The sequence below is a fragment of the Rhizobacter sp. P5_C2 genome, assembly GCF_054049715.1.
Map to the genome: position 1 here is coordinate 1 of NZ_JBFULV010000078.1, position 23,389 is coordinate 23,389.

Sequence of the window (23,389 nt, forward strand, 5' to 3'; positions counted from 1 at the left end):
GGCGCCGGTGGTGCAGGCACCTCCGCCCGCCGCACCGCGCCGGGATGCCGCAGCGCCACCGGCCGCTGAATCGCCGAAGCGCCGCGGCGTGTTGATCGCCGGCATCGCCGGTGTTGCCGTGCTGGCGATCGCGGCGGTGTTCGCGATGAAGGGGCGCGGCCAGCCCGAGGTGGCGCCGACCTATGCCGAGCCCTCGGCAGCGTCGGCTCCCGCCGCGATGGCAGTGATCGAGCCGCCGGCGTCCGCGCCGGTGGCCGCAGTCGTCGAGCCCGCCGTGGCGGCACTGCCTGCGGCGGCTGACGGCGCAGCGTCCGAGCCCGCGGCCTCGCCGCAGGCCGATGCCAAGGCGGCCGCAGCAGCGAAGCGCCGAGCCGAACCGAAGACCGCCGTTGCCGAGCTGCCGCCCACGACCCAGACCGCGCAGCCGACGGCGGCCACGGCGCMCGCGGCTGCCGCACCCGCCGAGGCTGTCGGCCCGAAGACGCCCGGTGAAGCCTGCGGCGCGCGCAAGTTCCTCGCGCGCCTGACCTGCATCCTGCGCGAGTGCGAGACCAACCCCGCGTTCCACGATCACCCGCACTGCGTGCGAGCGAGGGAGCTCGAGGACGAGCGCAAGCGCAAGGAGTTGAGCGGCGGCTGATGACCACCCCTCATCCGGCGAGTACGCCGGACGGTCCCCCGAGGGGACGCGGGCCGGCTTGGGGCGGCCCGGCGCTCGGCCCGCTCGTCCGCCGAGATGAAGCTCAGTGCAGCGCCGACAGGAACTGCTTCAGTTCCGCCGTCTGCGGTGCGCCGAACACCTGCTCCGGCGGCCCGACCTCATGGATGCGCCCCGCATGCATGAACACCACGCGGTCGGCCACCTTGCGGGCGAAGTTCATCTCGTGCGTGACCATCAGCAGCGTCATGCCTTCATCGGCCAACGTCTCGACGACGCGCAGCACCTCGCCGACCAGCTCGGGGTCGAGCGCCGACGTGATCTCGTCGCACAGCAGCACCGCCGGCTCCATCGCCAGCGCCCGCGCGATCGCGACGCGCTGCTGCTGACCGCCCGACAACTGCTCCGGCTGCGCATCGAACTTCTCGGCCAGCCCGACGCGTTCCAGCAGCTTGCGCGCCTGCGCGGTGCAGTCCGGGTTCGCCGTCTTCTTGACCAGCGTCGGCGCCAGCATCACGTTGCGGCCCACGCTCAGGTGCGGGAACAGGTTGAAGCCCTGGAAGATCATGCCCACGCGCTGGCGCAGTGCGCGCATCGCCGCGGCATTGCCGTACAGCAGCGGCTGGCCGTCGACCGTCAGCGTGCCTTCCTGGAACTGCTCCAGCCCGTTCACGCAGCGCAGCAGCGTGCTCTTGCCGGAGCCGCTCTTGCCGATGATCGCGATCACCTCGCCGCGCGTCACCGACAGGTCGATGCCCTTCAACACCTCGTTCGTGCCGAAGCGCTTGCGCAGCGCGGCGATCTCGACGATGACTTCAGGCGTGGCCATGCAGTTTTCTCTCCAGCGAACGGGCCCACAGGGACACCGGGAAACACAACCCGAAATACAGCAGCGCGACGAACGCGAACACGGTGAACGGACGGAAGGTCGCGTTGGCGATCGTCGAGCCGGTCTTGGTCAGCTCGGCGAAGCCGATCACCGACGCGAGCGCGGTGCCCTTGATGATCTGCACTGCGAAGCCGACCGTCGGCGGCACGGCCACGCGCAGCGCCTGCGGGCCGATCACGTGGCGCAGCTGCTCGCCGAGGTCCATCGCCAGCGCGGTCGACGCCTCCCACTGGCCCTTCGGCACCGCGTTGACGCAGCCGCGCCAGATCTCGGTGAAGAACGCGCTGCTGTAGAGCGTCAGCGCGATCGCCGCGGCGGTCCAGTTCGACAGCGACAGCCCGAGGCCCGACAGCCCGAAGAACAGGAAGAACAGCTGCATCAGCAGCGGCGTGCCCTGGAACAGCTGCACGTAGCCGGACACCAGCCGCTCGGCGCCCGGCAGCTTCGCGAGCCGCGCGATCAGCAGCGCGAGGCCGACGATCGCGCCGCCGATGAAGGCGACCAGCGACAGCGCCACCGTCCAGCGCAGCGCGAGCAGCAGGTTGCGCAGGATCTCCCACAGCGTGAACTCGACCATCGGCTACCTTCCGAAGATGAAGCGGGGGCCGATCCAGTTCAGCAGCCGGCGCAGCGCGATCGACAGCACCAGGTAGATCGAGGTGCCGACGATGAAGGCCTCGAACGCCCGGAAGTTGCGCCCCTGGATCAGGTTCACCGCATGCGAGAGCTCGGCCGTCGCGATCTGCCCGCACACCGCCGAGCCCAGCATCACGATCACGATCTGGCTGACCATCGCCGGCCACACCCGCTTCAGCGCCGGCGGCAGCACGACGCGCGTGAACACCTGCATTTCGCTGAGCGCCAGGCTGCGCGCCGCCTCGATCTGGCCACGCGGCGTGGTGGCAATGCCGGCGCGCACGATCTCGGCCGCATAGGCCCCGAGGTTGATCACCATCGCGAGCACCGACGCGGCCTCGGGCGACAGGCGCACGCCCAGGCTCGGCAACCCGAAGAACAGGAAGAACAGCTGCACGATGAACGGCGTGTTGCGGATCAGCTCCACATACGCGCCGGCCACGAAGCGCAGCCCCGCCCCACCGTGCAGCCGCGCCCACGCGCAGGCCACGCCGAGCGCGAGGCCGAACACCGCCGACATGCCGGTCAGCGCGAGCGTGATGCCCGCGCCTTTGGCCATCAGCGGCCACTCGGCCAGCACGGCCGGGAAGTCGAGGCTGATCATGGCGGACGCGGTTTGCTTACTGGGGCAGGTCGCCGGCCGGGCGGCCGAGCCACCTCACCGCCATCTTGTCGAGCTCGCCGCTCTTCTTCGCATCGGCAATGATCTCGTTGACCTTCGCGCGCAGCTTGTCTTCACCCTTGGCCACGCCGATGAAGTTCGGCGAATCCTTCAGCAGCAGCTTGAACTCGGTGCCCAGCTGCGGGTTCTTCGCCATCATCGCGCCGGCCACCGAGGCGCCGGTGGCGATCAGCTGGGTCTGGCCCGACACGTAGGCCGAGACGGTCACGTTGTTGTCCTCGAAGCGCTTCACGTCCAGCCCCGACGGCGCGATCTTGCCGAGCTCCTGGTCTTCCATCGCGCCGCGCGTCACGCCGATGCTCTTGCCGGCGAGGTCGGCCGGCGTCTTCACCGCCAGCGTCTTCGGGCCGAACACCGCCTGGAAGAACGGCGAGTACGCGGCGGTGAAGTCGATCACCTTCTCGCGGTCCGGGTTCTTGCCGAGCGTCGAGATCACCAGGTCGGCCTTCTTCGTCTGCAGGTAGGGGATGCGGTTCGAGCTCGTCACCGGCACCAGCTCGACCTTCACGCCCAGCTTCGCGGCGATCAGCGTGGCCATGTCGACGTCCAGGCCCTGCGGCTTCAGGTCGGTGCCGACGAAGCCGTACGGCGGGTAGTCGGTCGGGATCGCGATCGTGATCAGCTTCTTCGCCAGTACCTCGTCGAGCGCGGTCTGCGCCTGCGCGACGGAGGCCGCGAACAGCAGCGGGGCGGCGGCCAGCAGGCCGAGGGTTTTCAGGAAAGCGCGGTGGCTCATCGTCAGTACTCCGGGGTGGACGAGGAAGGGGGTGCTTCGGGCCTTGTATGCAAGGGCTGTGCCTTGCTTTTGCCGGTTCCCACCGGCGACAGCGCGCTGCGCAGCGACGCCAGCGGGTCGACGGCCAGGCTCGGATCGAGGTGCGCAGCCACGCTGTCGATGTGACTGAGCATCAACCGGGCCGCGGCCGCCGCATCGCCGCGTTCGAGCGCGGCGACGATCTCGGCATGCTCGGCGCACGACTGCGCAGCCTCGTGGTTCGACTGGTACAGCACCGCGATCAGCGTGGTGCGGGCGGTCAGGTCGCGCAGGATCTCGGCCAGCGTGCTGTTGCCGGCGCACTCGGCCAGGCAGACGTGGAAGTCGCCGAGCAGAAAGCTGCGTTCACCCGCATCGGCGGCCGCCACCGCGGCCTGCTCCTGCGCCACGTGCGCCTGCAGGCGCTGCAGGGGCACGCCCGCCAGCGGTGCGTCGAGCGACTGCAGCAGCCCGGTCTCGATCAGCCGCCGCGCGGCGAACGCTTCGCGTGCGTCCTCGGGCGAGGGCTGCACGACGAACCAGCCGCGGCGCGAGTTGACCTCGACCATGCCGCGCGCCGCCAGCCGCGTGAGGGCTTCGCGCACGATGGTGCGGCTGACGCCGAACAGGTCGGCGAGCGGCTGCTCGCCCAGGCGTGCGCCGGGCGCGAGCTTGCGCGCGAGGATCGCGTCGACGATGCGGTCGGCAATCTGGTGGGGCTTGTGGCGGATGGCAGGCACCAGCAGGAGGCATGGATCGGTTGCATACAAGCCGGCTCACCAAAATGAGGCGTTCCGGCGCTCGAACAGCACCGGCTGAGGGTGCTACAGGCTTGTATGCAAGCGCCGGGCCTGCGGGCTCTCAGGCGGCGCGCTCGCGCAGGCGGAGGATGGTCTTCTGGAGCAGGCGCGCATCGGCGCTGGCCCGGTGCCGGGTCAGCTGCAGCTCGTTGCTGACCGCCTGCTTGGTCTCATACCAGTCGCGTGCCTCGCGCTCGGACAGCATCGAGCGCAGGTTGTCGAGCCGGAAGCTGGGCACCAGGCCGGCCTCTTCATACAGCGCGCCGAGCCAGGGGTAGTCGTGTGCCCAGCCGTCGCTGTAGAGCGTCAGGCCGTGCAGCTGGTCGTTCAGCCATTGCGCGACCTCGGGAACGGGGCGGCCATGCACCAGCAGCGTCTCGCGGCGAATGTGGTGCACCTGCTCGGCGGCCGAATCCCAGTGCGTCCAGTGGTGCGCCGGGCGGATCAGGCTGCAGAAGCTGCTGCCGTCGGCCAGCACGTAGCCGACCTCGATCGGGTAGCTGTCGCGGCCGAAGCCCGAGGCCTCGATGTCGAGGATGGCCGGTGCGCCCGCGGACGACGGCGCGGGGGCGAGCGCGGTGGCGGAGGACATGAAGGGCTGCACGAGGGCCATGTGCCAGCTTAGGCATTCGGCGCATCGGCCGATCCCGGGAGAAGCCCGGGGATGGCCTGCCTTTCAACCCGGGGCGTGCCGCGAATCGGCAGGGTGCCGGCGGTGGCGATCGGTCGCGTCGCGGTGGCCCGTCGCGTGGGTGCCGCAGGCCGCAAAGAACATGGTCGTCAGCGTGACGATCGCCATCAGCAGGTGCAGCAGCAGCCAGTTGACGACCAGGAAGGTCGCCAGCGCGCCCGGCGCGTGGACCACCGGGCCCTGCGCGGTGGAGCCGAACAGGATCTTCCCGATGCCGAGCAGCGCCAGCACGGCGATGGCCGCGGCAGCGCCGCGCAGGTTCCGCCAACCCGGCCCCTGCTGCGAGGCGCGCACGGCCAGCGGCCGCAGTTGATCGATCAGGCTCCCGCGCATCGCCACCTCGTGCAGCCCGACCACCTGGAGCGGCAACAGCGCGTAGGACAAGGTCCAGAACAGCATCATGTCGTCGGTGCCGCGGCCTCCGGGGCCGAGGTCGCCCGGCAGCATCAGCACCGCTGCCGCGTCGCTGAGGCCGAGGCGGTTGGCCGTCAGGCAGGTGAAGGCGCTGCCGAGCAGCAGCCCGATCGGCGGCACCAGGGTGCGCATGCGGCCCAGCCGGCTGCGCGCCAGGCGCCAGGTCAACCGGCCGGCGACCCAGGCCCACGCGGCGCCGGCGGCCCATGCGTTCAACAATGCAGAGCGGTGATTCATGTTGGCTTCTCCCTGAACTTCGCGGGCCCGCCATCGGCCGCTTCACAAGCGTATGAGAACGTCGGCAAAGTGGCTCACGCCCAGCCATACAAGTTGTTCATGTCGCGTTCTGCGAAATGCATGACCTGCACGATGTCTGCGCGATTGCCGACTAGGGAGGGACGTGCCGGATCGGTTCATGAAGCTGCCACACGGGCGCCGCAGACTGCGCGCTTTCATGCATCACCGAGGATGGATCGAATGGACCGCCGGACCCTGTTGTCGAAAGCCCTGCTGCTCACCGGTGCGGGGGCACTGCCAGGCCTGTCATCTGGTCAGTCGGCCGCTCCTGCGGTGATCACGCGCGACGCGATGCGCCCGCAGTTCCCGTCCGGCGTGCAGTCGGGCGATGCGCGGGCCGACAGCGCGATCGTCTGGACGCGCAGCGACCGGCCGGCGCGCCTGTGGGTCGAGTGGTCGAGCACCGCGAGCTTCGCGAACCTGAACCGCGTGCGCGGGCCGCACCTGCTGGAGGATTCCGACTTCACCGGCCGCCTCGACCTGACGGGCCTGCCCGCCGGGCAGGAGGTGTTCTACCGCGTCGTGCTGCAGGACCTGCACAACGAGCGCGTGCTGTCCGAGCCGATGCCGGGCCACCTGCGGCTGCCGGCAGCCTCGCATGGCAAGCCGCTGCGCGATGTGCGCTTCGCGTGGAGCGGCGATACGGCAGGCCAGGGCTTCGGCATCAACGAGGGCTGGGGCGGCATGAAGATCTACGAGCAGATCCGCCGCGTGAACCCGGACTTCTTCCTGCACAGCGGCGACACCATCTATGCCGACGGCCCGATCGCCGCGCAGCTGAAGCTGCCCGACGGCTCGACCTGGAACAACCTGGTGACCGAGGAGGTCAGCAAGGTCGCCGAGACGCTGAACGAATACCGCGGGCGCTACCGCTACAACCTGCTCGACGCGAACATCCGCCGCCTGTCGGCCGAGGTGCCGCAGATCTGGCAGTGGGACGACCACGAGGTCAGCAACAACTGGTCGGATTCGAAGGACGTGTCGGGCGACGCGCGCTACACCGAGAAGAACGTGCCGCTGCTGGTGGCGCGCGCGAGCCGCGCGTTCCTCGAGTACGCGCCGCTGCGCCGCGGGCCGGATGCCGAGAGCGAGCGCGTGTACCGCCACCTGCCGCAGGGGCCGCTGCTCGACGTGTTCGTCGTCGACATGCGCAGCTACCGCGGTGCCAACAGCGCGAACCTGCAGGCTGACGAGACGCCCGACAGCGCGTTCATGGGCCGCCCGCAGATCGCGTGGCTGCTCGACGGGCTGAAGCGCTCGAAGGCGACCTGGAAGGTGATCGCCGCCGACATGCCGATCGGCGTGCAGGTGCCCGACGGCAAGGATCCGCAGGGCCGCGACAAGTGGGAGGCGATCGCCAACGGCGACGACGGCGTGCCGCTCGGCCGCGAGCTGGAGATCGCGCGGCTGCTGCGCGAGATCAAGCGGGCCAACATCAAGAACATCGTCTGGCTGACGGCCGACGTGCACTACACCGCGGCCAATTTCTACGACCCGCGCAACGCGAAGTTCAGCGATTTCCTGCCGTTCTGGGAGTTCATCTCGGGCCCGCTGAACGCCGGCAGCTTCGGGCCGAACAAGCCCGACGCCACCTTCGGCGTGCAGGTGGTCTACGAGAAGGCGCCGCCGGTGCAGAACACCGCACCGAGCGAGGGCTACCAGTTCTTCGGGCAGGTCGACATCGACGCGAAGACGAAGGCCTTCACGGTGAACCTGAAGGACCTGACCGGCGCGACGCTGTTCACGAAGACGCTGCCCGCCGCGTGACGGGCCGAGTGCAAAACCCCGGTTCCCGTTCGCCCTGAGCCTGTCGAAGGGTCGGGCTGAGCCGAACCTCCGTTCGGGCTGAGCCTGTCGAAGCCCTGCCACTGGCACCAGCGTTTCGACAAGCTCAACGCGAACGGGTCTGGCTCAACCTATGCGGGTCCGGCTCAACGCGAACGGATGTGGCGGATTCAATTCGCCGAGATCTTCACGATCCCGCCGCGCCGCAGGATGTACAGCGCGTTGTCGGCACCCACCAGCATGTCGACCGGGTCGCCGTCGAGCTTCGCGAAGGCGTAGGCGGCGTTCCCGTTCGCCAGGTCGACGCGGCCGACGACATGCGTCACGTAGTCGGCGAAGAAGTAGCTGCCGCGGTACATCGCCGGGAAGTTGCCGTTGGCGGGGTAGAAGGCGCCGCCCGCGATGCACTGGCCGACGAAGAAACCACCAGCGCCGTTGCCCTCCGGATTGGTCGCACCGTGCTTGTAGGTGAACAGCGGACCGGTGATGCCGGCGGTCACGCGCTCGTTGCCCTCGGAACCCGGCCAGCCATAGTTCGCGCCGGCGGTGCCGACGTCGATCTCTTCCCACGTGACCTCACCCACGTCGTTGATGTGGATGCGGCCGTCGCTCGGGCGCACCGCGAACGTGAACGGGTTGCGCAGGCCGTAGGCCCACACCGCGCCGAAGTCCGCGCCGTTGCTCGCCGCGAAGAACGGGTTGTCGGTCGGGATCGTGCCGTCGTCGTTCAGGCGCAGCAGCTTGCCCCACAGCATCGTCTTGTCCTGCGCCGGCGAGCCGCGCGCGTTGTCCCCGACCCCCACGTACAGCTTGCGGTCGTTGCCGAAGTGCATCGCGCCGCCGTTGTGGTTGGTCGCGCTCGACAGCGCCGGCAGATTGAAGATGACCGTCGGATTGCCGGGGGCCGCGACGTCGCCGGCAGCCGTGTAGCGCGTGATGCGGTTGTGCGTGCCGTTCTGCGTGGTCGTGTGGTAGACGTAGACCCAGCCGTTGGTCGCGAAATCAGGGTGCAGCGCGACGCCGATCAGCCCGCGCTCGCCCTGCGAGTCGACCGTCAGCGACACGAAGGGCTGGGCCTGCAGCACGCCGTTCTTGACGACGCGCAGCGTGCCGCCCTGCTCGGCGACGAACAGGCGGCCGTCCGGCGCCTGCGCGAACGCGGTCGCGTTGCTCAGGCCGTCGATCCAGGATTCGTTCTTCGTGAAGCCCTGCGGCAGCGCGACCGTGCCGCCGAACTTGACGGTGACGGCGGTCCAGTCGGAGCGGTTGCCGGCGGCGTCACGCGAGCGCGCACGGATCACGTGCTGGCCGCTCGCGTGGTTGGCCGTCACGACGCTCGCGGCGAACGGCGCCGTCGTGTCTTCGACACCGAGCGCCGCGCCGTCGAACTGGAACTCGACGCCGGCGACACCGACGTTGTCGGTCGCGGTGGCGGTGATGTTCAGCGTGCCGGTCAGGTTGGGCGCGAGGTTGGCCGGCGCGGTGATCGCGATGGTCGGCGCCTGCGTGTCAGGGCCTTGCGGCGTCGCGACGGTCACGACCACCGCGGTGCTGGTGGTCGCCGCGCCGATGTTGTCGGTGGCACGCGCGGTCAGCGAATGGGCGCCGGCCGTGGCGGGCGTCCACGAGAAGGCGAACGGAGTCGCCGTGTCCGAGTTCAGCAGCGTGCCGCCGTCGAAGAAATCGACCTTCGCGACCGTGCCGTCCGGGTCGGCCGCGGTGGCCGTGAGCGTCATCGCGGTGCCGACCGTGCCGGTGGCCGCGGCCGCGAGCGTGATCGTCGGCGGCTGGTTCGTCACCGGCCCGAGGTCGGTGAAAGTTGCGGTGTAGGTGGTGTCGGCGGCCGGCGTCGCGATGGTGTGCTTCGCAACACCGCCGTCGCTCCAGGTGGCGAAGCCATAGCTGCGCCCATTCAGCGTCTGCGTGGCTGCTTCGATGTCACGCTCCATGCCGACCACGCCGGTGAAGGTGTTCGGTCCGGTCACGGGCTGGCCGTCGATCGTCAACTGCAGGCCGGCCGGCACGGTCACGAGCGTGACCTGCGCCTTGCGCGGCTGTACGTCGCGCGTGACCTCGTTGACGTTGCCGGCCGAATCGGTGGCCTTCAGGTGGAATCGATACCAGATGTTCGACGAGGTCTCGCCGCGCACCGGGATCGTCACGGTACCGCTTGCGCCGGGGGTCTGCAGCTGGAACGGATGGTTGTGGGCGTCGTGGTGCAGGTCGGCCCACCAGGTGAGCGAGCCGGCGGGCAAGGTGCCGTCTTCCGGGTCGGTCGCGCTGCCGGTGAAGGTGAGGGTGTCGCCGGCCGCGAAGGTCGTGCCTTCGGTGGGGCTGTCGATGCGCGCGGTCGGTGAGTTGCCGACGGGCGGGGCCGGCGGGCTGTCGCCGCCACTGCCGCCGCCGCAGGCAACGAGCAGCAGGCTGCAGGTCAGCGCGGCCAGCCGGGCCGTGTTCAGGAAGGGTGAAGAAAGTGGGGCCATGGAATCCTCGGGTCGCGTGTGGGCGCGTGTGTGCTTGGGGCACAGCATGGGGCGATGTCCCTGCGCCGGTGTGTGTCGCCGCCGCAAGGAATGTCGCGCATTGTGTCGCTGCTTCGCGCCCGATGTGAGCGTGGGGGCGAGCCATCGAAAACCGGTATCGATGGCGCGCCGATGTATCGCGAATACGCTCAGATCGGCGCGATGCGCACGATGTTGTTGCGCGTCAGCACCAGCAGTGCCCCATCGGTGGCCACGCGCATGTCGACCGGTTCGCCGACCGTCTTCGCGAACGCATAGACGGCGTTGCCGTTCGCGAGATCGACGCGGCTGATCTCGTGCGTCGTGAAATCGGCGAAGAAGTAATTGCCCTGGAAGCGCGCCGGGAAGAGGGCCGCGAAGCCTCCGCCCACCGGATAGAACGCGCCGCCGGCGATGCACCGGCCGATGATGAAGCCACCGACGCCGCTGCCCGGCGGCGTGGCGGCCGTGTGGCGGTAGCTGAACAGCGGCGCGGTGACGCCGGCGGTGATGTTGTCGGGCCCCTCGGAGTTCGGCCAGCCGTAGTTGGCGCCGGCGGCGCCGACGTCGATCTCCTCCCAGGTGTTCTGGCCGACGTCGTTGATGTGGATGCGGCCGTCGCTCGGGCGGACCGCGAAGGTGAACGGGTTGCGCAAGCCGATCGCCCACACCGCGCGGGCGTTGCCGGTGTTGGTCGCGTAGTACGGGTTGTCGGTCGGGATGGTGGCGTCGTCGTTCAGGCGCAGCAGCTTGCCGAACAGGCTGTTGCGGTCCTGCGCCGGCGCGCCGAGCCCGTTGTCGCCGACGCCCACGTACAGCTTGCCGTCGGGGCCGAAATGCATCGCGCCGCCGTTGTGCATGGTGGTGGTGAGCGTCGGCAGGCCGAACAGCGCGGTCGGCGGACCGGCGGCCACGTCGCCGTTCGCGGTGAAGCGGCTGATGCGGTTGTGCGTGCCGCCGTCGGTGGCGGTGTAGTACACGTACACCCAGCCGTTGGTCGCGAAGTTCGGGTGCAGCGTGATGCCGACCAGCCCGCGCTCGCCGCCCGAGGTGATGTTGGCCAGCGTCGCGAACGGCGTCGGCAACAGCACGCCGTTCTTGATCACGCGCACGGTGCCCGCCTGCTCGGTGACGAAGATGCGGCCGTCGGGCGCCTGCGCGAAGGCCGTCGCGCCGGTCAGTCCGCCGACCAGGGCCGTCTTCGCGAAGCCTTCGGGCACCTGCACGTCGTTGCCGAACTGCACCGTGCGCGTGACCCACGCGGAGCGGTTGTTCGAGGTGTCGCGTGCGCGGGCGCGGATCACGTGCTGCCCGGTGGTGAGGCGGGTCGTCGTGATGCTGGTCATGTACGGCGGGTTGGTGTCGTCGGAACCCCAGAGCGCGCCGTCGATCTGGAACTCGACGCCGGCGATGCCGACGTCGTCGCTCGCGTCGGCCGTGATGTCGATGCGGCCGGTCAGGTTGGCGGCCAGGTCGGCCGGGGTGTTCAGCACCAGCGTCGGTGGCTGCGTGTCGGCGGCGGTGACGTCTGCCACCTGGGGTCCTTCGGTCGCCGCGCCCGCGCCGGCCGTGGCGTCGCTGCGCGCGTCACCTCCTCCGCCGCAGCCTGCGAGCAGCAATCCGCTGCCCAGGACCATCCATCCGATCGCCGATCGCCAATTCGCCATGACAGTCTCCCCGTGAGTGGTGCGACCGGAGGGCAAACGGCGTTCCCGGTCCGGCCGCCTATGTCACCTCGGTTGTCACTTGAGCGACAGGGCTGCTGCGGGTTGACGCCGTAGGCCTTGCCGGTGCGGCGCGGTATACCTTGCCGGTCTCCAGGAGAGGTCTGCCGTGAACCCGTTGCCCGAAGTTCCACCGCGTCCGCACCACACGATCTGGCCGCGCCGCCTGCCGCGCGCGCTGGCGATCCCGTCGACCACGCTGTGGTTCAACCTCGAGGTCACCGCGCAGCGCTTTCCGGACAAGCCGGCCTACCTGTTCTTCGGCCGGGCGCTCGATTTCCGCACGCTGCACGCGCAGGCCGAGCAGGTGGCCGGCTGGCTGCAGCAGGCCGGCGTGCGGGCCGGCGACCGCGTCGCGCTGTACCTGCAGAACTGCCCGCAGTACGTGGCGGCGTACTACGGCATCCTGCGTGCCAACGCCGTCGTCGTGCCGGTCAACCCGATGAACAAGGCCGAGGAGTTCAGTCACTACATCACCGACCCCGAGGCGCGCGTCGCGATCTGCAGCGCCGACCTGACCGGCTTCGTCGCGCAGGCGAACGCCAGGCTGCCCGAGGCGCAGCGGCTGCGCGAGGTGCTGGTGCTGCGGTATGCCGACGCGCTGCCCGACGCGATCGATGCCGACATCGCCCCGCCGCCGGCGATGGAAGCCTGGCTGCGCGCCGATCCGCCGCTGCCCGAGGGCACGTCGGAGCGCTACACCCGCTGGGCCGATGCGCTCGCGCAGCGCCACGCGCCCGGCCCGCACACCGCGCAGCCGGACGACCTCGCGCTGCTGCCCTACACCTCGGGCACCACCGGGCTGCCGAAGGGCTGCATGCACACGCACCGCACGCTGATGTCGAACACGGTGGGCGGCTGCTGGGGCAACGCCGGCGCCGAGACGGTGAGCCTGGGCGTGGTGCCGATGTTCCACATCACCGGCATGGTCTATGGCGTGCTCGGGCCGGTCTGGAACGGCAGCACGACGGTGCTGATGCCGCGCTGGGACCGCGAGCTGGCCGGGCGGTTGATCTCGCGCCACCGGCCGACGCACTGGACCTGCATCCCGACGATGATCATCGACCTGTTCGGCAGCCCCAACTACAAGCGCTTCGACCTGTCGAGCCTGCGCTACCTGAGCGGCGGTGGCGCGGCGATGCCGCAGGCGGTGGCCGAGCGGCTGCAGGCGGAGTTCGGCCTGACCTTCGCCGAGGGCTACGGGCTGACCGAGACCGCGGCGCCGAGCCATGCCAACCCGCCGGAGCGTGCGAAGCTGCAGTGCCTGGGCATCCCGATCTTCGGCGTCGACTCGCGGGTGGTGGACCCGGTCACGCTGCAGGAGATGCCGGTCGGCGAAGTGGGCGAGATCGTCACCTGCGGGCCGATGGTGTTCCAGGGCTACTGGCGGCATCCGGAGGCGACGCGGGCCGCCTTCATCGAGATCGAAGGCCGGCGTTTCTTTCGCACCGGGGACCTGGGGCGGATGGACGACGAGGGCTACTTCTTCATCACCGACCGGCTGAAGCGGATGATCAACGCGAGCGGTTTCAAGGTGTGGCCGGCCGAGGTCGAGGCGCTGCTCTACAAGCACCCGGCGGTGCAGGAGGCCTGCGTGATCGCCGCGCGCGACGCCTACCGCGGCGAGACGGTGAAGGCGGTGGTGGTGCTGCGCAGCGAGGCGCGGGGCGTGACGAGCGAGCAGGACATCGTCGACTGGGCGCGCGACCACATGGCGGCCTACAAGGCGCCGCGGCTGGTGAGTTTTGCCGAGAGCCTGCCGAAGTCGGGCGCCGGCAAGGTGCTGTGGCGCGTGCTCCAGGAGCAGGAATCGCTGTAGACCGGATGGGCCTCCGGGCCACGAACCATGCTTTTTTTGCGAGGGTATCCGGGCTTTCCAGCAGGCCAGGGGTATTGCTCCGCCCCTAACATTCGCCCTGACCTTAAAAATCGAACGGTCGTGCTGAATTTGCGCGGCGTTCCCCCTCGGCCTCGGCTGGATTCATTACTGGGAAGCAGGAGACACGGATGCATCAATGGAAACGCAATGTCGTCGCGCTGGGCGCGGCGGCACTGGTGGCAGCTTGCGGCGGCGGCGGAAGCGACACGACGACCAAGGTCAACATCACCTCGGTGAAGGTGATGGGCGACAGCTTGGCCGACTCGGGCACCTTCGGCTTCAAGGCCACGGTGCAGACGACGGTGGCGTCGGACGCGCTGGTGTACCCCGAGCGCGTCGCGCTGAGCTACGGCATCACGTCGATGTGCAACTACTACACCGCGACGGGTGCCACCACCTTCACGCCGAACACCACGAAGACCGGCTGCACCAACTACGCGATCGCCGGCAGCCGCATCAACAACCCGACTGCGCCGACCTCGCAGCTGTCGGTGATCCAGCAGATGACGGACGCCACCGCGACGGCCAACATCGGTGCCAGCGAACTGGCGCTGATCGACGGCGGCGGCAATGACGCGGCCGACCTGGTGGGCGCCTACCTGCGCACGAGCACCGATGGCGGTGCCACCTTCAAGGGCCTGCTGAAGACCGTGCTGGTCAACGACACCGCGGCCATCGATGCCGCCGCCCCGACAGCCTTCCCGGTGCTGGGCGGCCAGTACATGGCGGCGCTGGCGACGAAGTTCTCCACCGCGATCGACACCAGCATCCTGGGCAAGGGCGCGAACTACGTCGCCATCCTGAACATGCCCGGCGTCACCAACACGCCGCGCTTCCAGGCCGTGCTCGATCGGATCGCCCTTGGCAATGGCGGCGGCACGGCAGGCGCCGCAGCTCGCGCCGCCTCCGAGGGCATGTTCAAGCAATGGATCGAGGCGTTCAACGGCGCACTCGCCACGCACTACGCCGGCAACGGCAAGGTCGTCGTGGTCGACTTCTACACCTCGTTCAATGAAGAGGTGGCAATTCCGGCGCAGTACAGCCTGAGCAACGTCAAGACGCCGGTGTGCCCGGCGGATGCGACGCCCGGTGCCGACGGCCTGCCGACCTACACCTTCCCCGCCTGCACCGAGGCCTACCTGCAGGCCCATCCGCCCACCGGCGTGACCGACACGAACTGGTGGAAGAGCTACGCCTTCGCCGACGGCTTCCACCCGACGCCGTTCGCCCACCAGCTGCTGGGCCAGCTGATCGCGCGGAGCCTGGCCACCAAGGGCTGGCTGTAAACCCGGATGCACGAAGGAACAACAACCATGAACAAGACATTCAAGTGCATCGCGCTGGCCGGTTGCGTGGCCAGCCTGTTCGCCGGCGGCACCGCCAGCGCGCAATCCGCCGGCTCGTGGCTGCTGCGTGCCGGTGCGGTGCAGATCAAGCCGAAGGTCGACAGCGGCGACCTGAGCTCGCCGGCCTTCCCGGGCACCAAGGCCGACGTCGACTCGAGCACCCAGTTCGGCGGCGGCGTCACCTACATGTGGACCGACAACTTCGCGATCGACCTGCCGCTGTCGATGCCGTTCAAGCACGACATCAACGGTGACGGCGCGATCGCCGGCGTCGGCAAGATCGGCGAGACCAAGGCGCTGCCGATCACGCTGATGGGGCAGTACCGCTTCCTGGAGGCGAGCTCGCCGTTCCGCCCGTACGTCGGCGCCGGCATCACCTACGCGAAGTTCTACAAGGAAAAGGGCACCGCGACGCTGACCGGCCTGACCGGCGGCTCAGCCAGCAATCCCACCACCTTGAAGGTCGATTCGAAGTTTGCCCCGACGATCCAGATCGGCGCGAGCTACAGCTTCAACGAGCACTGGTTCGTCGACGCGACCGTGCTGAAGACTTTCCTGAAGACGACCACGACCTTGTCGACAGGGCAGACGCTCGACATCAAGCTGGACCCGCTGACCACGGCGGTGTTCGTCGGCTACCGCTTCTGATCGAGGCGTCCGTCGGGTGAGGCCCTGCCGCCGAAAGGTGGCGGGGCCTTCTTGCTTGTGCGCCCAGCATGGGCGCGATCTTCGGGGTGCAAGTTCCCGGCCGAGCTGGCCTCAGACGCGCGACAGCGGATCGCCGGAGTCGATGCGTATTGCTTCGGTCAGAGGGTGGTGAGCAGGCGGACCTTCCGAATGTCCTGGAACCAGCGCAGCGCCTTCCAATCGAGCTTTTCACGCGGCACATCGAGTTTCGCTTGCAGATCAAACAGAGCCAAGTCATCCGTGCGCTGGCCGATCTCGCGAATGGCTTGGAGCAGGTCCCTTTTCATCAGCACATCTCCCCGGAGCAGGGTCCGCAGGCGCAAGATGGCCTTCTGGCATGCGTAGGCTGATCGGCCTTCGCTCAGGAGTTCCCGAAGCCCCTTCATGTAGGAATCGCTGCGCGCGATTGGCGCCCGGTCACGGGCGGCCCGGTTGACCATATGCAGCCCACACAAGTCGTATTCCTTGAAGGAGTCCAGGTACCGCGAAGGGGTGGATTCCAACGCGCTCGCGACATGGAGACCGATGTCCGGATGGGAAAAGACGTTTTCGCCGGATCCGAAGAATGGAATGGCGCCGGCGGCGCCGGCGACGAATGCCAGGTTCCCCTTCAGGGCGCGGTTGCGATGGCGCTGGAGCGTGGCTTCAAGCGCGACGATCAATTCGCCCACTTCACGGTCGGCCCGCGTCGGTCTGTCAGGCATGTCTACTGTGATGAGTTCGCTTTCGTTCTCCACGTCAGAGTCGATACGCTTTCCGAAGAGCTCCCGCCGCGTTTTGGCGAGGGTGAAGCGATCGCACAGCGACGTGCATTTGATGGCCGCTTGAAGAAGTATTTTCTTGTCTTCCACGGTGAGGATTTGCGGATCCGACAGTGTCAACTGCATGCCTGTCAGCATGTTCTTGCCCAGGATGCATGCCATCGAATCGACAAGCTGCCGGGCCTGTTCTGCAGTCGGCAGGTCCACGACGTTGAAACTTGCAAAATCCATCCGCGGGCCATTTTCCTTTGCGATCGCTTCGACCAGAGGCAATGTCAAATCAATCCCACTCGAGACTGCCAGCCAAGGCAGTCTCCTGACTCTGCCAATCGCGCTGGCAAGCCTCTGCCGCAAGGACTCCAGTTCCGGTGTGTTTTCATTGAGTGGGGCAGTCAGCAGCGTCAACTCATTGGCGATCTGCCCATGTTCCAGCAACCTGCAGAGTTCTGCCAGGCACTTCTGTGCCGTGAGAGCAGGAGCGGACACTCCAACAGAAAGTTCGAATTTCTTGAACCGGTGTTCTGGAGTCAATGCAGCCATGAATTCATCGGAACCGGCGTTTCCGAGGAGCCGCAGGGCATCAACGACCTGGCACTTCGCCAGCGCGTCGATCAGCGCCTTGCGGGCAGTCGCATGAGCGTTGTGCTCGGGCAGGCAAGGGATGGCGCCAAGCTGCAGTGATTTCCAGTTGATGCGAGACAGCACTGCAGTCGACAGTTCCTCCAAGGCCCGCGTTTGATCATCAGCATTGAGAGGAACCATTCGGGTGTCGTAGAACAACTCATGGACGTGCCCCGAGGCGATGGCATTCTTGAAGTTCAAGAATGCGCCATGTCGAAGATGCCAATTTGCCACGTCGGCGGCATCTGATGCATTCACCTTCAGTGTCTCGGCGTAGGCGCTCAGCTTGGCTTCATCGATTGGAATCGGATCGTCGCGCTCACGGGCGCTCGCCAAGGTGAGGTCCAGTTCCTGTCGCAGCAATGCATCGTTTGAGATTTCAGCTTCGCGTGCTTGCTCGGGTTCCGGGATGCCGGGTGAGCGCGGTGCGCCTATGCGCTGATAGTCTCGTTTCATGTTGACCGTGTAGGGGAGTTTTTCCCTATGTCACAGCGGAAGCTGGAAAGTTCCCTATGCTTGGTCAACTGGGTCCGGACAACGGCGGCTCACGCCGCCAGTTTGAACACCGCCACCGTGTTCACCAGGTCCTGCGCCTGAGCCTTCAGGCTCTCGGCCGCGGCGGCACCTTGCTCGACCATCGCGGCGTTCTGCTGCGTCGTCGTGTCCATCTGGGTCACGGCCTCGCCGATCTGCGACACGCCGGTGCTCTGCTCGCTGCTCGCGGTGCTGATCTCGCCGACGATGTCGGTGACGCGGCGGATCGAGTTCACCACGTCCTGCATCGTCGTGCCGGCGCGGTCGACCAGCAGCGTGCCCTGCTCGACGCGCTCGACGCTGGTCGAGATCAGCGCCTTGATCTCCTTGGCCGCGTCGGCGCTGCGCTGCGCCAGGCTGCGCACTTCGCTCGCCACCACCGCGAAACCGCGGCCCTGTTCGCCGGCCCGCGCGGCTTCCACCGCGGCGTTCAGCGCCAGGATGTTGGTCTGGAACGCGATGCCGTCGATCACGCCGATGATGTCGACGATCTTCTTCGAGCTGTCGTTGATTCCCTTCATCGTGTCGACCACCTGGCCGACCACGTCGCCGCCCTGCGCCGCGACGTCGCAGGCGCTCTGCGCCAGCACGTTGGCCTGGCGGGCGTTGTCGGCATTCATGCGCACCGTGCTCGACAGCTGGTCCATCGCCGCGGCGGTTTCCTGGAGCGCGCTCGCCTGTTCTTCGGTGCGCCCGCTCAGGTCGTTGTTGGCATGCGAGATCTCGGCCGATGCGGTGGCCACGCCCTCGGCATTGCGCCGCACGTCGCTCACCAGCTCGGACAAGCGGTTGCGCATGCGGCCGAGCGCGCCCAGCAGCTGCGCGCATTCGTCACGCCCTTCGGCGTGGATGGGTCGGGACAGGTCGCCCTCGGCGATCGCCTCGGCCGAACCGACCGCCTGGTGCAGCGGGCCCGTCATCGAGCGCGTCGCGAGCACGGCCAGCAGCAGGCCGGCCAGCACCGCGAACACCGCGCCGCCGGCCAGGATGCGCTGGCCGCTCAGCGCCACCGCCAGCGTCTGCGCCTGGCTCGCGGCCAGGTGCTCGTCCATGTAGGCGTCGATCGAGGCCAGCCCCTTCAGGTACTCCTGCGCGAGCGGCTGCAGCTCCTTGTCGACCTGCGCGCCGACGTCCTCGCCGGCCTGCTTGCGCTTGAACAGCGCGACGCGCGAGACGCGGTAGCTCTCGCGGCGCGTCGCCACGTCGGCCATCAGCTGCTTGCCGGTCTCGTCCTGCACCAGCTCGTCGAGCTTCTTCTGCATCTCGCTGATCGCGGCGGAGGTGCTGTCCATGTCGCGCTTCAGCGTGTCGATGTAGGTGGCATCGCTCGCCTTCAGCGACGCTGCCGTGCGCACCCAGTTCAGGTTGATGTGGGCCGCCCAGCGCGCCGCCAGCGCATGGCGCTGCATCTCGGTGGTCGCCAGCGCCCGGCTGGCCGTCTTCAGCGTCTCGAGGCGCCACACGCCGATCGTCGACACGAGCGCGGTGATCGCGAGAATCAGCCCGAAGGCCATGCCCAGCCGCTGGCCGAGTTTGAGGTGGTTGAGCTTCATCGGAGCGCTTTCTGTCAGTTGAACAACGAGGCCTTGCAGCGCCTGATCCATCGTAAAAAACTGACGAACGTACCAATCCGGCGAATAGATGCTTTTTCTGCCATCACTTCCGGCCGCAGGCCAAAACATGTAGGACAGCGGCGACAACCGGTGGCGCTGCGCGACTACAGCGGCTCGCGCCGTCGGCCCGCTTGGGAAAGCCGGCCGGCTCCTTACCGTGGAGGCCTTGAATCACTCACCAGAAAAAGGAGCACCACATGACGCTCGGAACCATCTTGTTGATCGTCCTGATCCTGATCCTGGTCGGCGCGTTGCCGACCTGGCCGCACAGCCGCAGCTGGGGCTATGGCCCGAGCGGCGGACTCGGGCTGGTGGTGGTCATCCTGATCGTCTTGCTGTTGATGGGACGAATCTAGAGCCGTCTAGAAGCGCGACCCGGGCTGCTGCAGGAACAGCGCCTCCTCGGGAGAGGAGGCGCGCCCGAGGATCGGGTTGCGGTGCGGGAAGCGCCCGAAGCGCGCGATGACCTCGCGGTGTTTGTGCGCATAGTCCAGCATGCCTTGCAGCGCCGGCGCTTCCTGGGCGAGGCGCGTGAAGCGCGCCACCGCTTCGTCCTGGCACGCCAGGTCTTCGGCGTGCTCGAACGGCAGGTAGACGAAGGCGCGTCGCAGCGGGGGCAGGCTCGCGTCGAGCCCGGCGGCGCACAGCGTGCGGGCCGCATCGAGCGCCAGTGCATCTCCGGCGAACGAGCGCTCGCGGTCGCGGAACACGTTGCGGGTGAACTGGTCGAGCAGCAGGATGCGCGCGAGCGCGGCGTTCGGCAGCGATTGCCAAGCGGCAAGGCCGCCGGCAAGCGCCTCGTCGATCAGCAGCCCGAAACGCTCGGCGATCTCCTGGTCGGTCTGCGCGCTCTTCGTGAACCACAGCGCGCGGATCTCCCCGGGCTCCGGCCCGAACCACCAGTCCAGCAGCTCGGCTGCGCGCGGGTCCATCGTTTTCAGTGGCCGGGTCTCAACGACCCAGCTGCTGCCACAGGTAGCTGTACTCCAGCGCCTGCAGGTGCGCGCGCTGCTCGTTGTCGGCCGCACCGCCGTGGCCGCCCTCGATGTTCTCGTAGTACAGCAGCTCGTGCCCCTGCGACAGCATCAACGCCGCCATCTTGCGGGCATGGGCCGGGTGCACCCGGTCGTCGCGCGTCGACGTGGTGAACAGCACCTTCGGGTACTTCACGCCCTTGCGCACGTTCTGGTAGGGGCTGTACTTCGAGATGAAGGCCCATTCGGCCGGGTCGTCGGGGTTGCCGTACTCGGCCATCCACGAGGCGCCGGCCAGCAGCGTGTGGAAGCGCCGCATGTCGAGCAGCGGCACCTGGCAGACCACCGCGTTGAACAGGTCGGGGCGCTGCGTGAAGGTGGCGCCCACCAGCAGGCCGCCGTTGCTGCCGCCCATGATGCCGAGGTGGCGCGGCGCGGTGATCTTCTGCGCGACCAGGTCTTCGGCGACTGCGATGAAGTCGTCGTAGCTGTGCTGCTTGTTCGCCTTGACGGCGCTCTGGTGCCAGGCCGGGCCGTACTCGCCGCCGCCGCGGATGTTGGCCACCACCAGCACGCCGCCGCGCTGGTACCAGGCGCGGCCGAAGCTGCCCGAGTACCACGGCTTCAGCGAGATCTCGAAGCCGCCGTAGCCGTACAGCAGCGTCGGGTTGCTGCCGTCAGGCTTGGCGCCTTGCGGCCACACGACGAAGTAGGGCACGCGCGTGCCGTCCTTCGAGGTCGCGAAGCGCTGCTCGGCGCGCATGCCCTTCGAATCGAACAGGCCGTTGCGCGACTTCAGCAGCTCGCGCTGGTCGTTCGCGGTGCTCGCGAGGTAGAGCGAATCGGGTGTCAGGAAATCGGTGTAGGTCAGCAGGTAGCGCTCGGCCAGCGGGTCGGTCTTCAGCAGCGGGTCGTGCAGGCTGCTGATGCCCAGCGCGCCGGGGAAGGGCGCGGCGATCTCGCGGCGCGTGAAGCCGGCGGCACCCTTGTGCCACTGCTCCAGCTTGCCCGCCACGTTGTCGAGCACGTTCAGCAGCACGTGGTCGCGCGTGGTGGTGTAGCCCGACAGCGAGCGCGTCGGCGTCGGCGTGAACAGCGCGCGCAGCTTGCGCTCGCCGCGCAAGTACGCGGCCGCGTCGCCGTACAGCAGCGAGCCGCTGGGGAAGGTGTCGGCGCCGGCCTGGAAATCGCTGCGCAGGTGCAGCAGCAGGGTGTCGCGCAGGAAGCCGACCGACGCGTCGTCCGGCACATCGAGCTTGACGAGCTTGTCGCCGCTCAGCAGGAACTGGTGGCTGTTGTAGAAGTCGAGCGCACGGCTGAAGACGATGCGCTCGAAGCCCGGCGTGCGGTCGACGCTGACRCTGACCGCCACGTCCTTGGCCTCGCCTTCGAACACCGTGACGGCCTCGGCCAGCGGCGTGCCGCGCTTCCAGCGCTTGATGACGCGCGGGTAACCCGAATCGGTCAGCGAGCCGGGCCCGAAATCGGTGCCGACGTAGATCGTGTTGTCGTCCAGCCAGTCGATATCGGACTTGGCTTCGGGCAGCGTGAAGCCGTCCTTGACGAACTGCTTCGTGACGGCGTCGAACTCGCGCACCACCTTCGCATCGGCACCACCGCGCGACAGCGAGACCAGGCAGCGGCGGTAGTCGGGCCCGAGCACGGCGGCGCCGCCCCAGACCCAGTTCTCTTTCTCGGAGGCACCGAGCGCGTCGAGGTCGATCACCGTGTCCCAGGCCGGCTCGGCCTTGCGGTACTCGGCCAGCGTGGTGCGCCGCCACAGGCCGCGCTTGTGGTTCTCGTCCTGCCACAGGTTGTAGAGCCAGTCGCCGCGGCGCGAGACGGCCGGGATGCGGTCCTTGGCGTTCAGCACCTCGAGCAGCTGGCTGCGCGTGGGGGCGAACTCGGGGCGTGCGGTCAGCTCTTTCTGCGAGGCGGCGTTGCGCTCGCGCACCCAGGCGAGGGCGCGTTCGCCCTGCACGTCTTCGAGCCAGGTGAACGGATCGGCGGGGGCGCCGGTGGTGGACGACACCGTGGATGAAGCGGCGGACGCAGCGGAGGCAGGGGTTTGCGACATGGCAGGCGTGGCGGTCAGGCTCAGCAGAGGGGTGGCGACGGCGCCGACGGTGCCTGCGAGCAGGCGGCGGCGGGAAGCGGAGACGTCGGTCAAGCTCAGGCCCTCAGGAACGCGGTTTCGGGATGGCGCTCCATGTAGGCGCGCACGTACGAGCATTGCGGATCGATCTTCAGGTTCTCGGTCATCGCGTGGTCGAACGCGGCCTCGACCAGTTCGGCCGCGATGCCGCGGCCCTGCAGCGCCGGCGGCACCTCGGTGTGCGTCATCTGCAGGACGCTGCCGGCCAGCCGGTAGTCGGCCACGCACAGCAGGCCCTCGACGGTGGCTTCGAAGCGCTGCTGCGCCGGGTTGTGGGTGACGAGCACGGGATTGCTCATGGCCTGTTCTCCAACGACGGTTTTCAACGGCTGAAAGATCAGCCGGAGTCTGCCAGCACCGGGCCGGTTTTTTGAACGGTTTGTGTGCAGCCCCGGGTTTCTCAGGGTTCGGGCTTCACGGTTCCGGGGTGAGCCGCTGCGGCGTGACCTCGATGCTGCGCGTGCCGTCGCCGACCCAGACCGTGCCGTCCTGCACCGTCACCTGCAGCTGCATCGTGCGCTGCGCGAGCGCGGCCAGCGCCTGGCTCTGCTCGGCCGGCACCTGCCAGACGGCGAGGTTGCGCGCGCGGGTGACCTTGGTCGCGATGCCGCCCCACCAGATCGGCGTGCTGTGGCTGAAGCTGTACACCACCACGCGCTCGGCGCGCGGGCTGGCCTTCATCAGACGCTTGTCGTCGGGCTGCCCGACCTCGAGCCACTGCATGATCTGGCCGGTCAGGTCCTTCTGCCACAGGTCGGGCTCGTCGGTGTCCCACAGGCTCTTGGCGAACTCGAGCGCGCCGTTGTCGTTGTCGGCCGGCACGTTCAGCGCGAACGCGAGCAGCCGCATCATCATCCGCTCGTCGGTTTCCGACGGGTGGCGCGCGATCGTCACGCCGTGGTCGCCATAGACATTGCGGTCCATGTCGGCCAGTTGCAGCGTGGCCTTGTAGATGGTGGCTTTCAATGCCATGGCGGGAGGGCGTCCG

General features: G+C 68.3%; 20 protein-coding genes and 1 pseudogene. 6 read left to right on the forward strand and 15 right to left on the reverse strand.

The features are described from left to right. Positions 1-640, forward strand: a pseudogene (locus tag ACXJLU_RS24055) (hypothetical protein); the annotation flags it as partial. A gap of 103 nt (positions 641-743) precedes the next feature. Here the strand turns inward: ACXJLU_RS24055 and ACXJLU_RS24060 are convergent. From ACXJLU_RS24060 to ACXJLU_RS24090, 7 genes are all read right to left on the reverse strand, one after another. Continuing rightward, positions 744-1,487, reverse strand: coding sequence for an amino acid ABC transporter ATP-binding protein (locus ACXJLU_RS24060; protein WP_073468482.1), 744 nt, complete (start codon positions 1,485-1,487; stop codon positions 744-746). Continuing rightward, positions 1,474-2,124, reverse strand: coding sequence for an amino acid ABC transporter permease (locus tag ACXJLU_RS24065; RefSeq protein ID WP_457335332.1), 651 nt, complete (start codon positions 2,122-2,124; stop codon positions 1,474-1,476). Before ACXJLU_RS24065 ends, ACXJLU_RS24060 begins: the two co-directional genes overlap by 14 nt. A gap of 3 nt (positions 2,125-2,127) precedes the next feature. After that, on the reverse strand, positions 2,128-2,787 hold the full coding sequence (locus ACXJLU_RS24070; protein ID WP_457335334.1) for an amino acid ABC transporter permease: 660 nt from the start codon (positions 2,785-2,787) through the stop codon (positions 2,128-2,130). A 16-nt stretch (positions 2,788-2,803) separates the two neighbouring features. Then, on the reverse strand, positions 2,804-3,601 hold the full coding sequence (locus ACXJLU_RS24075) for a transporter substrate-binding domain-containing protein (protein WP_457335336.1): 798 nt from the start codon (positions 3,599-3,601) through the stop codon (positions 2,804-2,806). Positions 3,602-3,603: 2 nt separating this feature from the next. Further along, positions 3,604-4,359: a GntR family transcriptional regulator gene (locus tag ACXJLU_RS24080; protein WP_457335338.1), complete on the reverse strand. Its 756-nt coding sequence runs from the start codon at positions 4,357-4,359 to the stop codon at positions 3,604-3,606. A gap of 121 nt (positions 4,360-4,480) precedes the next feature. Further along, positions 4,481-5,011 carry a 3'-5' exonuclease gene (locus tag ACXJLU_RS24085; RefSeq protein ID WP_457335340.1) on the reverse strand — a complete coding sequence of 177 codons (531 nt, stop codon included), beginning with the start codon at positions 5,009-5,011 and terminating at the stop codon, positions 4,481-4,483. Between the two features lie 84 nt (positions 5,012-5,095). Next, positions 5,096-5,761, reverse strand: coding sequence for a hypothetical protein (locus ACXJLU_RS24090; RefSeq protein ID WP_457335342.1), 666 nt, complete (start codon positions 5,759-5,761; stop codon positions 5,096-5,098). A gap of 240 nt (positions 5,762-6,001) precedes the next feature. Here ACXJLU_RS24090 and ACXJLU_RS24095 point away from each other — a divergent pair, with 240 nt between their 5' ends. Continuing rightward, positions 6,002-7,588: an alkaline phosphatase D family protein gene (locus tag ACXJLU_RS24095; protein ID WP_457335344.1), complete on the forward strand. Its 1,587-nt coding sequence runs from the start codon at positions 6,002-6,004 to the stop codon at positions 7,586-7,588. A gap of 188 nt (positions 7,589-7,776) precedes the next feature. Here the strand turns inward: ACXJLU_RS24095 and ACXJLU_RS24100 are convergent, their stop codons facing one another. Together ACXJLU_RS24100 and ACXJLU_RS24105 are read right to left on the reverse strand one after the other, a co-directional pair. Continuing rightward, positions 7,777-10,089, reverse strand: a complete 2,313-nt coding sequence (locus ACXJLU_RS24100; protein WP_457335346.1) for a PQQ-dependent sugar dehydrogenase — start codon at positions 10,087-10,089, stop codon at positions 7,777-7,779. Between the two features lie 188 nt (positions 10,090-10,277). After that, on the reverse strand, positions 10,278-11,774 hold the full coding sequence (locus tag ACXJLU_RS24105) for a PQQ-dependent sugar dehydrogenase (protein ID WP_457335348.1): 1,497 nt from the start codon (positions 11,772-11,774) through the stop codon (positions 10,278-10,280). A 166-nt stretch (positions 11,775-11,940) separates the two neighbouring features. On the opposite strand from ACXJLU_RS24105, the gene ACXJLU_RS24110 reads away from it, so the two are divergent. The 3 genes from ACXJLU_RS24110 (at position 11,941) to ACXJLU_RS24120 (ending at position 15,704) form a co-directional block, all read left to right on the forward strand. After that, a complete protein-coding gene (locus ACXJLU_RS24110; RefSeq protein ID WP_457335350.1) occupies positions 11,941-13,650 on the forward strand; it encodes a long-chain fatty acid--CoA ligase in 1,710 nt (569 codons plus the stop codon). Positions 13,651-13,838: 188 nt separating this feature from the next. Next, complete coding sequence (locus ACXJLU_RS24115; RefSeq protein ID WP_457335352.1) at positions 13,839-14,996, forward strand: SGNH/GDSL hydrolase family protein; 1,158 nt, start codon at positions 13,839-13,841, stop codon at positions 14,994-14,996. A gap of 27 nt (positions 14,997-15,023) precedes the next feature. Further along, positions 15,024-15,704, forward strand: coding sequence for an OmpW/AlkL family protein (locus tag ACXJLU_RS24120; RefSeq protein WP_457335354.1), 681 nt, complete (start codon positions 15,024-15,026; stop codon positions 15,702-15,704). A gap of 158 nt (positions 15,705-15,862) precedes the next feature. On the opposite strand, the gene ACXJLU_RS24125 is transcribed toward ACXJLU_RS24120, so the two are convergent. Together ACXJLU_RS24125 and ACXJLU_RS24130 are read right to left on the reverse strand one after the other, a co-directional pair. Beyond that, positions 15,863-17,581, reverse strand: coding sequence for a hypothetical protein (locus ACXJLU_RS24125; protein WP_457335356.1), 1,719 nt, complete (start codon positions 17,579-17,581; stop codon positions 15,863-15,865). 89 nt (positions 17,582-17,670) lie between these two features. Beyond that, the gene (locus ACXJLU_RS24130) at positions 17,671-19,212 is read right to left on the reverse strand and encodes a methyl-accepting chemotaxis protein (protein WP_457335358.1); all 1,542 of its coding nucleotides are present in this window, start codon (positions 19,210-19,212) and stop codon (positions 17,671-17,673) included. A gap of 257 nt (positions 19,213-19,469) precedes the next feature. Between ACXJLU_RS24130 and ACXJLU_RS24135 the strand changes: the two genes are divergently transcribed. Beyond that, a complete protein-coding gene (locus ACXJLU_RS24135) occupies positions 19,470-19,628 on the forward strand; it encodes a DUF3309 family protein (RefSeq protein ID WP_047511341.1) in 159 nt (52 codons plus the stop codon). Between the two features lie 6 nt (positions 19,629-19,634). On the opposite strand, the gene ACXJLU_RS24140 is transcribed toward ACXJLU_RS24135, so the two are convergent. The 4 genes from ACXJLU_RS24140 to ACXJLU_RS24155 all read right to left on the reverse strand — a co-directional run bounded on the left by ACXJLU_RS24140 (position 19,635) and on the right by ACXJLU_RS24155 (position 23,373). Continuing rightward, positions 19,635-20,204 (reverse strand): DUF924 family protein, encoded by a 570-nt coding sequence (locus ACXJLU_RS24140; RefSeq protein ID WP_457335361.1) that lies wholly within the window; start codon positions 20,202-20,204, stop codon positions 19,635-19,637. A 19-nt stretch (positions 20,205-20,223) separates the two neighbouring features. Next, positions 20,224-22,323 carry a prolyl oligopeptidase family serine peptidase gene (locus ACXJLU_RS24145; RefSeq protein ID WP_457335376.1) on the reverse strand — a complete coding sequence of 700 codons (2,100 nt, stop codon included), beginning with the start codon at positions 22,321-22,323 and terminating at the stop codon, positions 20,224-20,226. A gap of 95 nt (positions 22,324-22,418) precedes the next feature. After that, positions 22,419-22,700, reverse strand: a complete 282-nt coding sequence (locus ACXJLU_RS24150) for a GNAT family N-acetyltransferase (protein WP_457335363.1) — start codon at positions 22,698-22,700, stop codon at positions 22,419-22,421. Positions 22,701-22,815: 115 nt separating this feature from the next. Continuing rightward, entirely contained in the window at positions 22,816-23,373 is a 558-nt protein-coding gene (locus ACXJLU_RS24155; RefSeq protein WP_073468496.1) for a YaeQ family protein, read from the reverse strand. Positions 23,374-23,389 lie beyond the last annotated feature (16 nt).

Bases quoted from the DNA above. Each gene is read 5' to 3' on its own strand.
- ACXJLU_RS24060 (WP_073468482.1), bottom strand. From the start codon at position 1,487: ATGGCCACGCCTGAAGTCATCGTCGAGATCGCCGCGCTGCGCAAGCGC.
- ACXJLU_RS24065 (WP_457335332.1), bottom strand. From the start codon at position 2,124: ATGGTCGAGTTCACGCTGTGGGAGATCCTGCGCAACCTGCTGCTCGCG.
- ACXJLU_RS24070 (WP_457335334.1), bottom strand. From the start codon at position 2,787: ATGATCAGCCTCGACTTCCCGGCCGTGCTGGCCGAGTGGCCGCTGATG.
- ACXJLU_RS24075 (WP_457335336.1), bottom strand. From the start codon at position 3,601: ATGAGCCACCGCGCTTTCCTGAAAACCCTCGGCCTGCTGGCCGCCGCC.
- ACXJLU_RS24085 (WP_457335340.1), bottom strand. From the start codon at position 5,011: ATGTCCTCCGCCACCGCGCTCGCCCCCGCGCCGTCGTCCGCGGGCGCA.
- ACXJLU_RS24090 (WP_457335342.1), bottom strand. From the start codon at position 5,761: ATGAATCACCGCTCTGCATTGTTGAACGCATGGGCCGCCGGCGCCGCG.
- ACXJLU_RS24095 (WP_457335344.1), top strand. From the start codon at position 6,002: ATGGACCGCCGGACCCTGTTGTCGAAAGCCCTGCTGCTCACCGGTGCG.
- ACXJLU_RS24100 (WP_457335346.1), bottom strand. From the start codon at position 10,089: ATGGCCCCACTTTCTTCACCCTTCCTGAACACGGCCCGGCTGGCCGCG.
- ACXJLU_RS24105 (WP_457335348.1), bottom strand. From the start codon at position 11,774: ATGGCGAATTGGCGATCGGCGATCGGATGGATGGTCCTGGGCAGCGGA.
- ACXJLU_RS24115 (WP_457335352.1), top strand. From the start codon at position 13,839: ATGCATCAATGGAAACGCAATGTCGTCGCGCTGGGCGCGGCGGCACTG.
- ACXJLU_RS24120 (WP_457335354.1), top strand. From the start codon at position 15,024: ATGAACAAGACATTCAAGTGCATCGCGCTGGCCGGTTGCGTGGCCAGC.
- ACXJLU_RS24125 (WP_457335356.1), bottom strand. From the start codon at position 17,581: ATGAAACGAGACTATCAGCGCATAGGCGCACCGCGCTCACCCGGCATC.
- ACXJLU_RS24130 (WP_457335358.1), bottom strand. From the start codon at position 19,212: ATGAAGCTCAACCACCTCAAACTCGGCCAGCGGCTGGGCATGGCCTTC.
- ACXJLU_RS24135 (WP_047511341.1), top strand. From the start codon at position 19,470: ATGACGCTCGGAACCATCTTGTTGATCGTCCTGATCCTGATCCTGGTC.
- ACXJLU_RS24140 (WP_457335361.1), bottom strand. From the start codon at position 20,204: ATGGACCCGCGCGCAGCCGAGCTGCTGGACTGGTGGTTCGGGCCGGAG.
- ACXJLU_RS24150 (WP_457335363.1), bottom strand. From the start codon at position 22,700: ATGAGCAATCCCGTGCTCGTCACCCACAACCCGGCGCAGCAGCGCTTC.
- ACXJLU_RS24155 (WP_073468496.1), bottom strand. From the start codon at position 23,373: ATGGCATTGAAAGCCACCATCTACAAGGCCACGCTGCAACTGGCCGAC.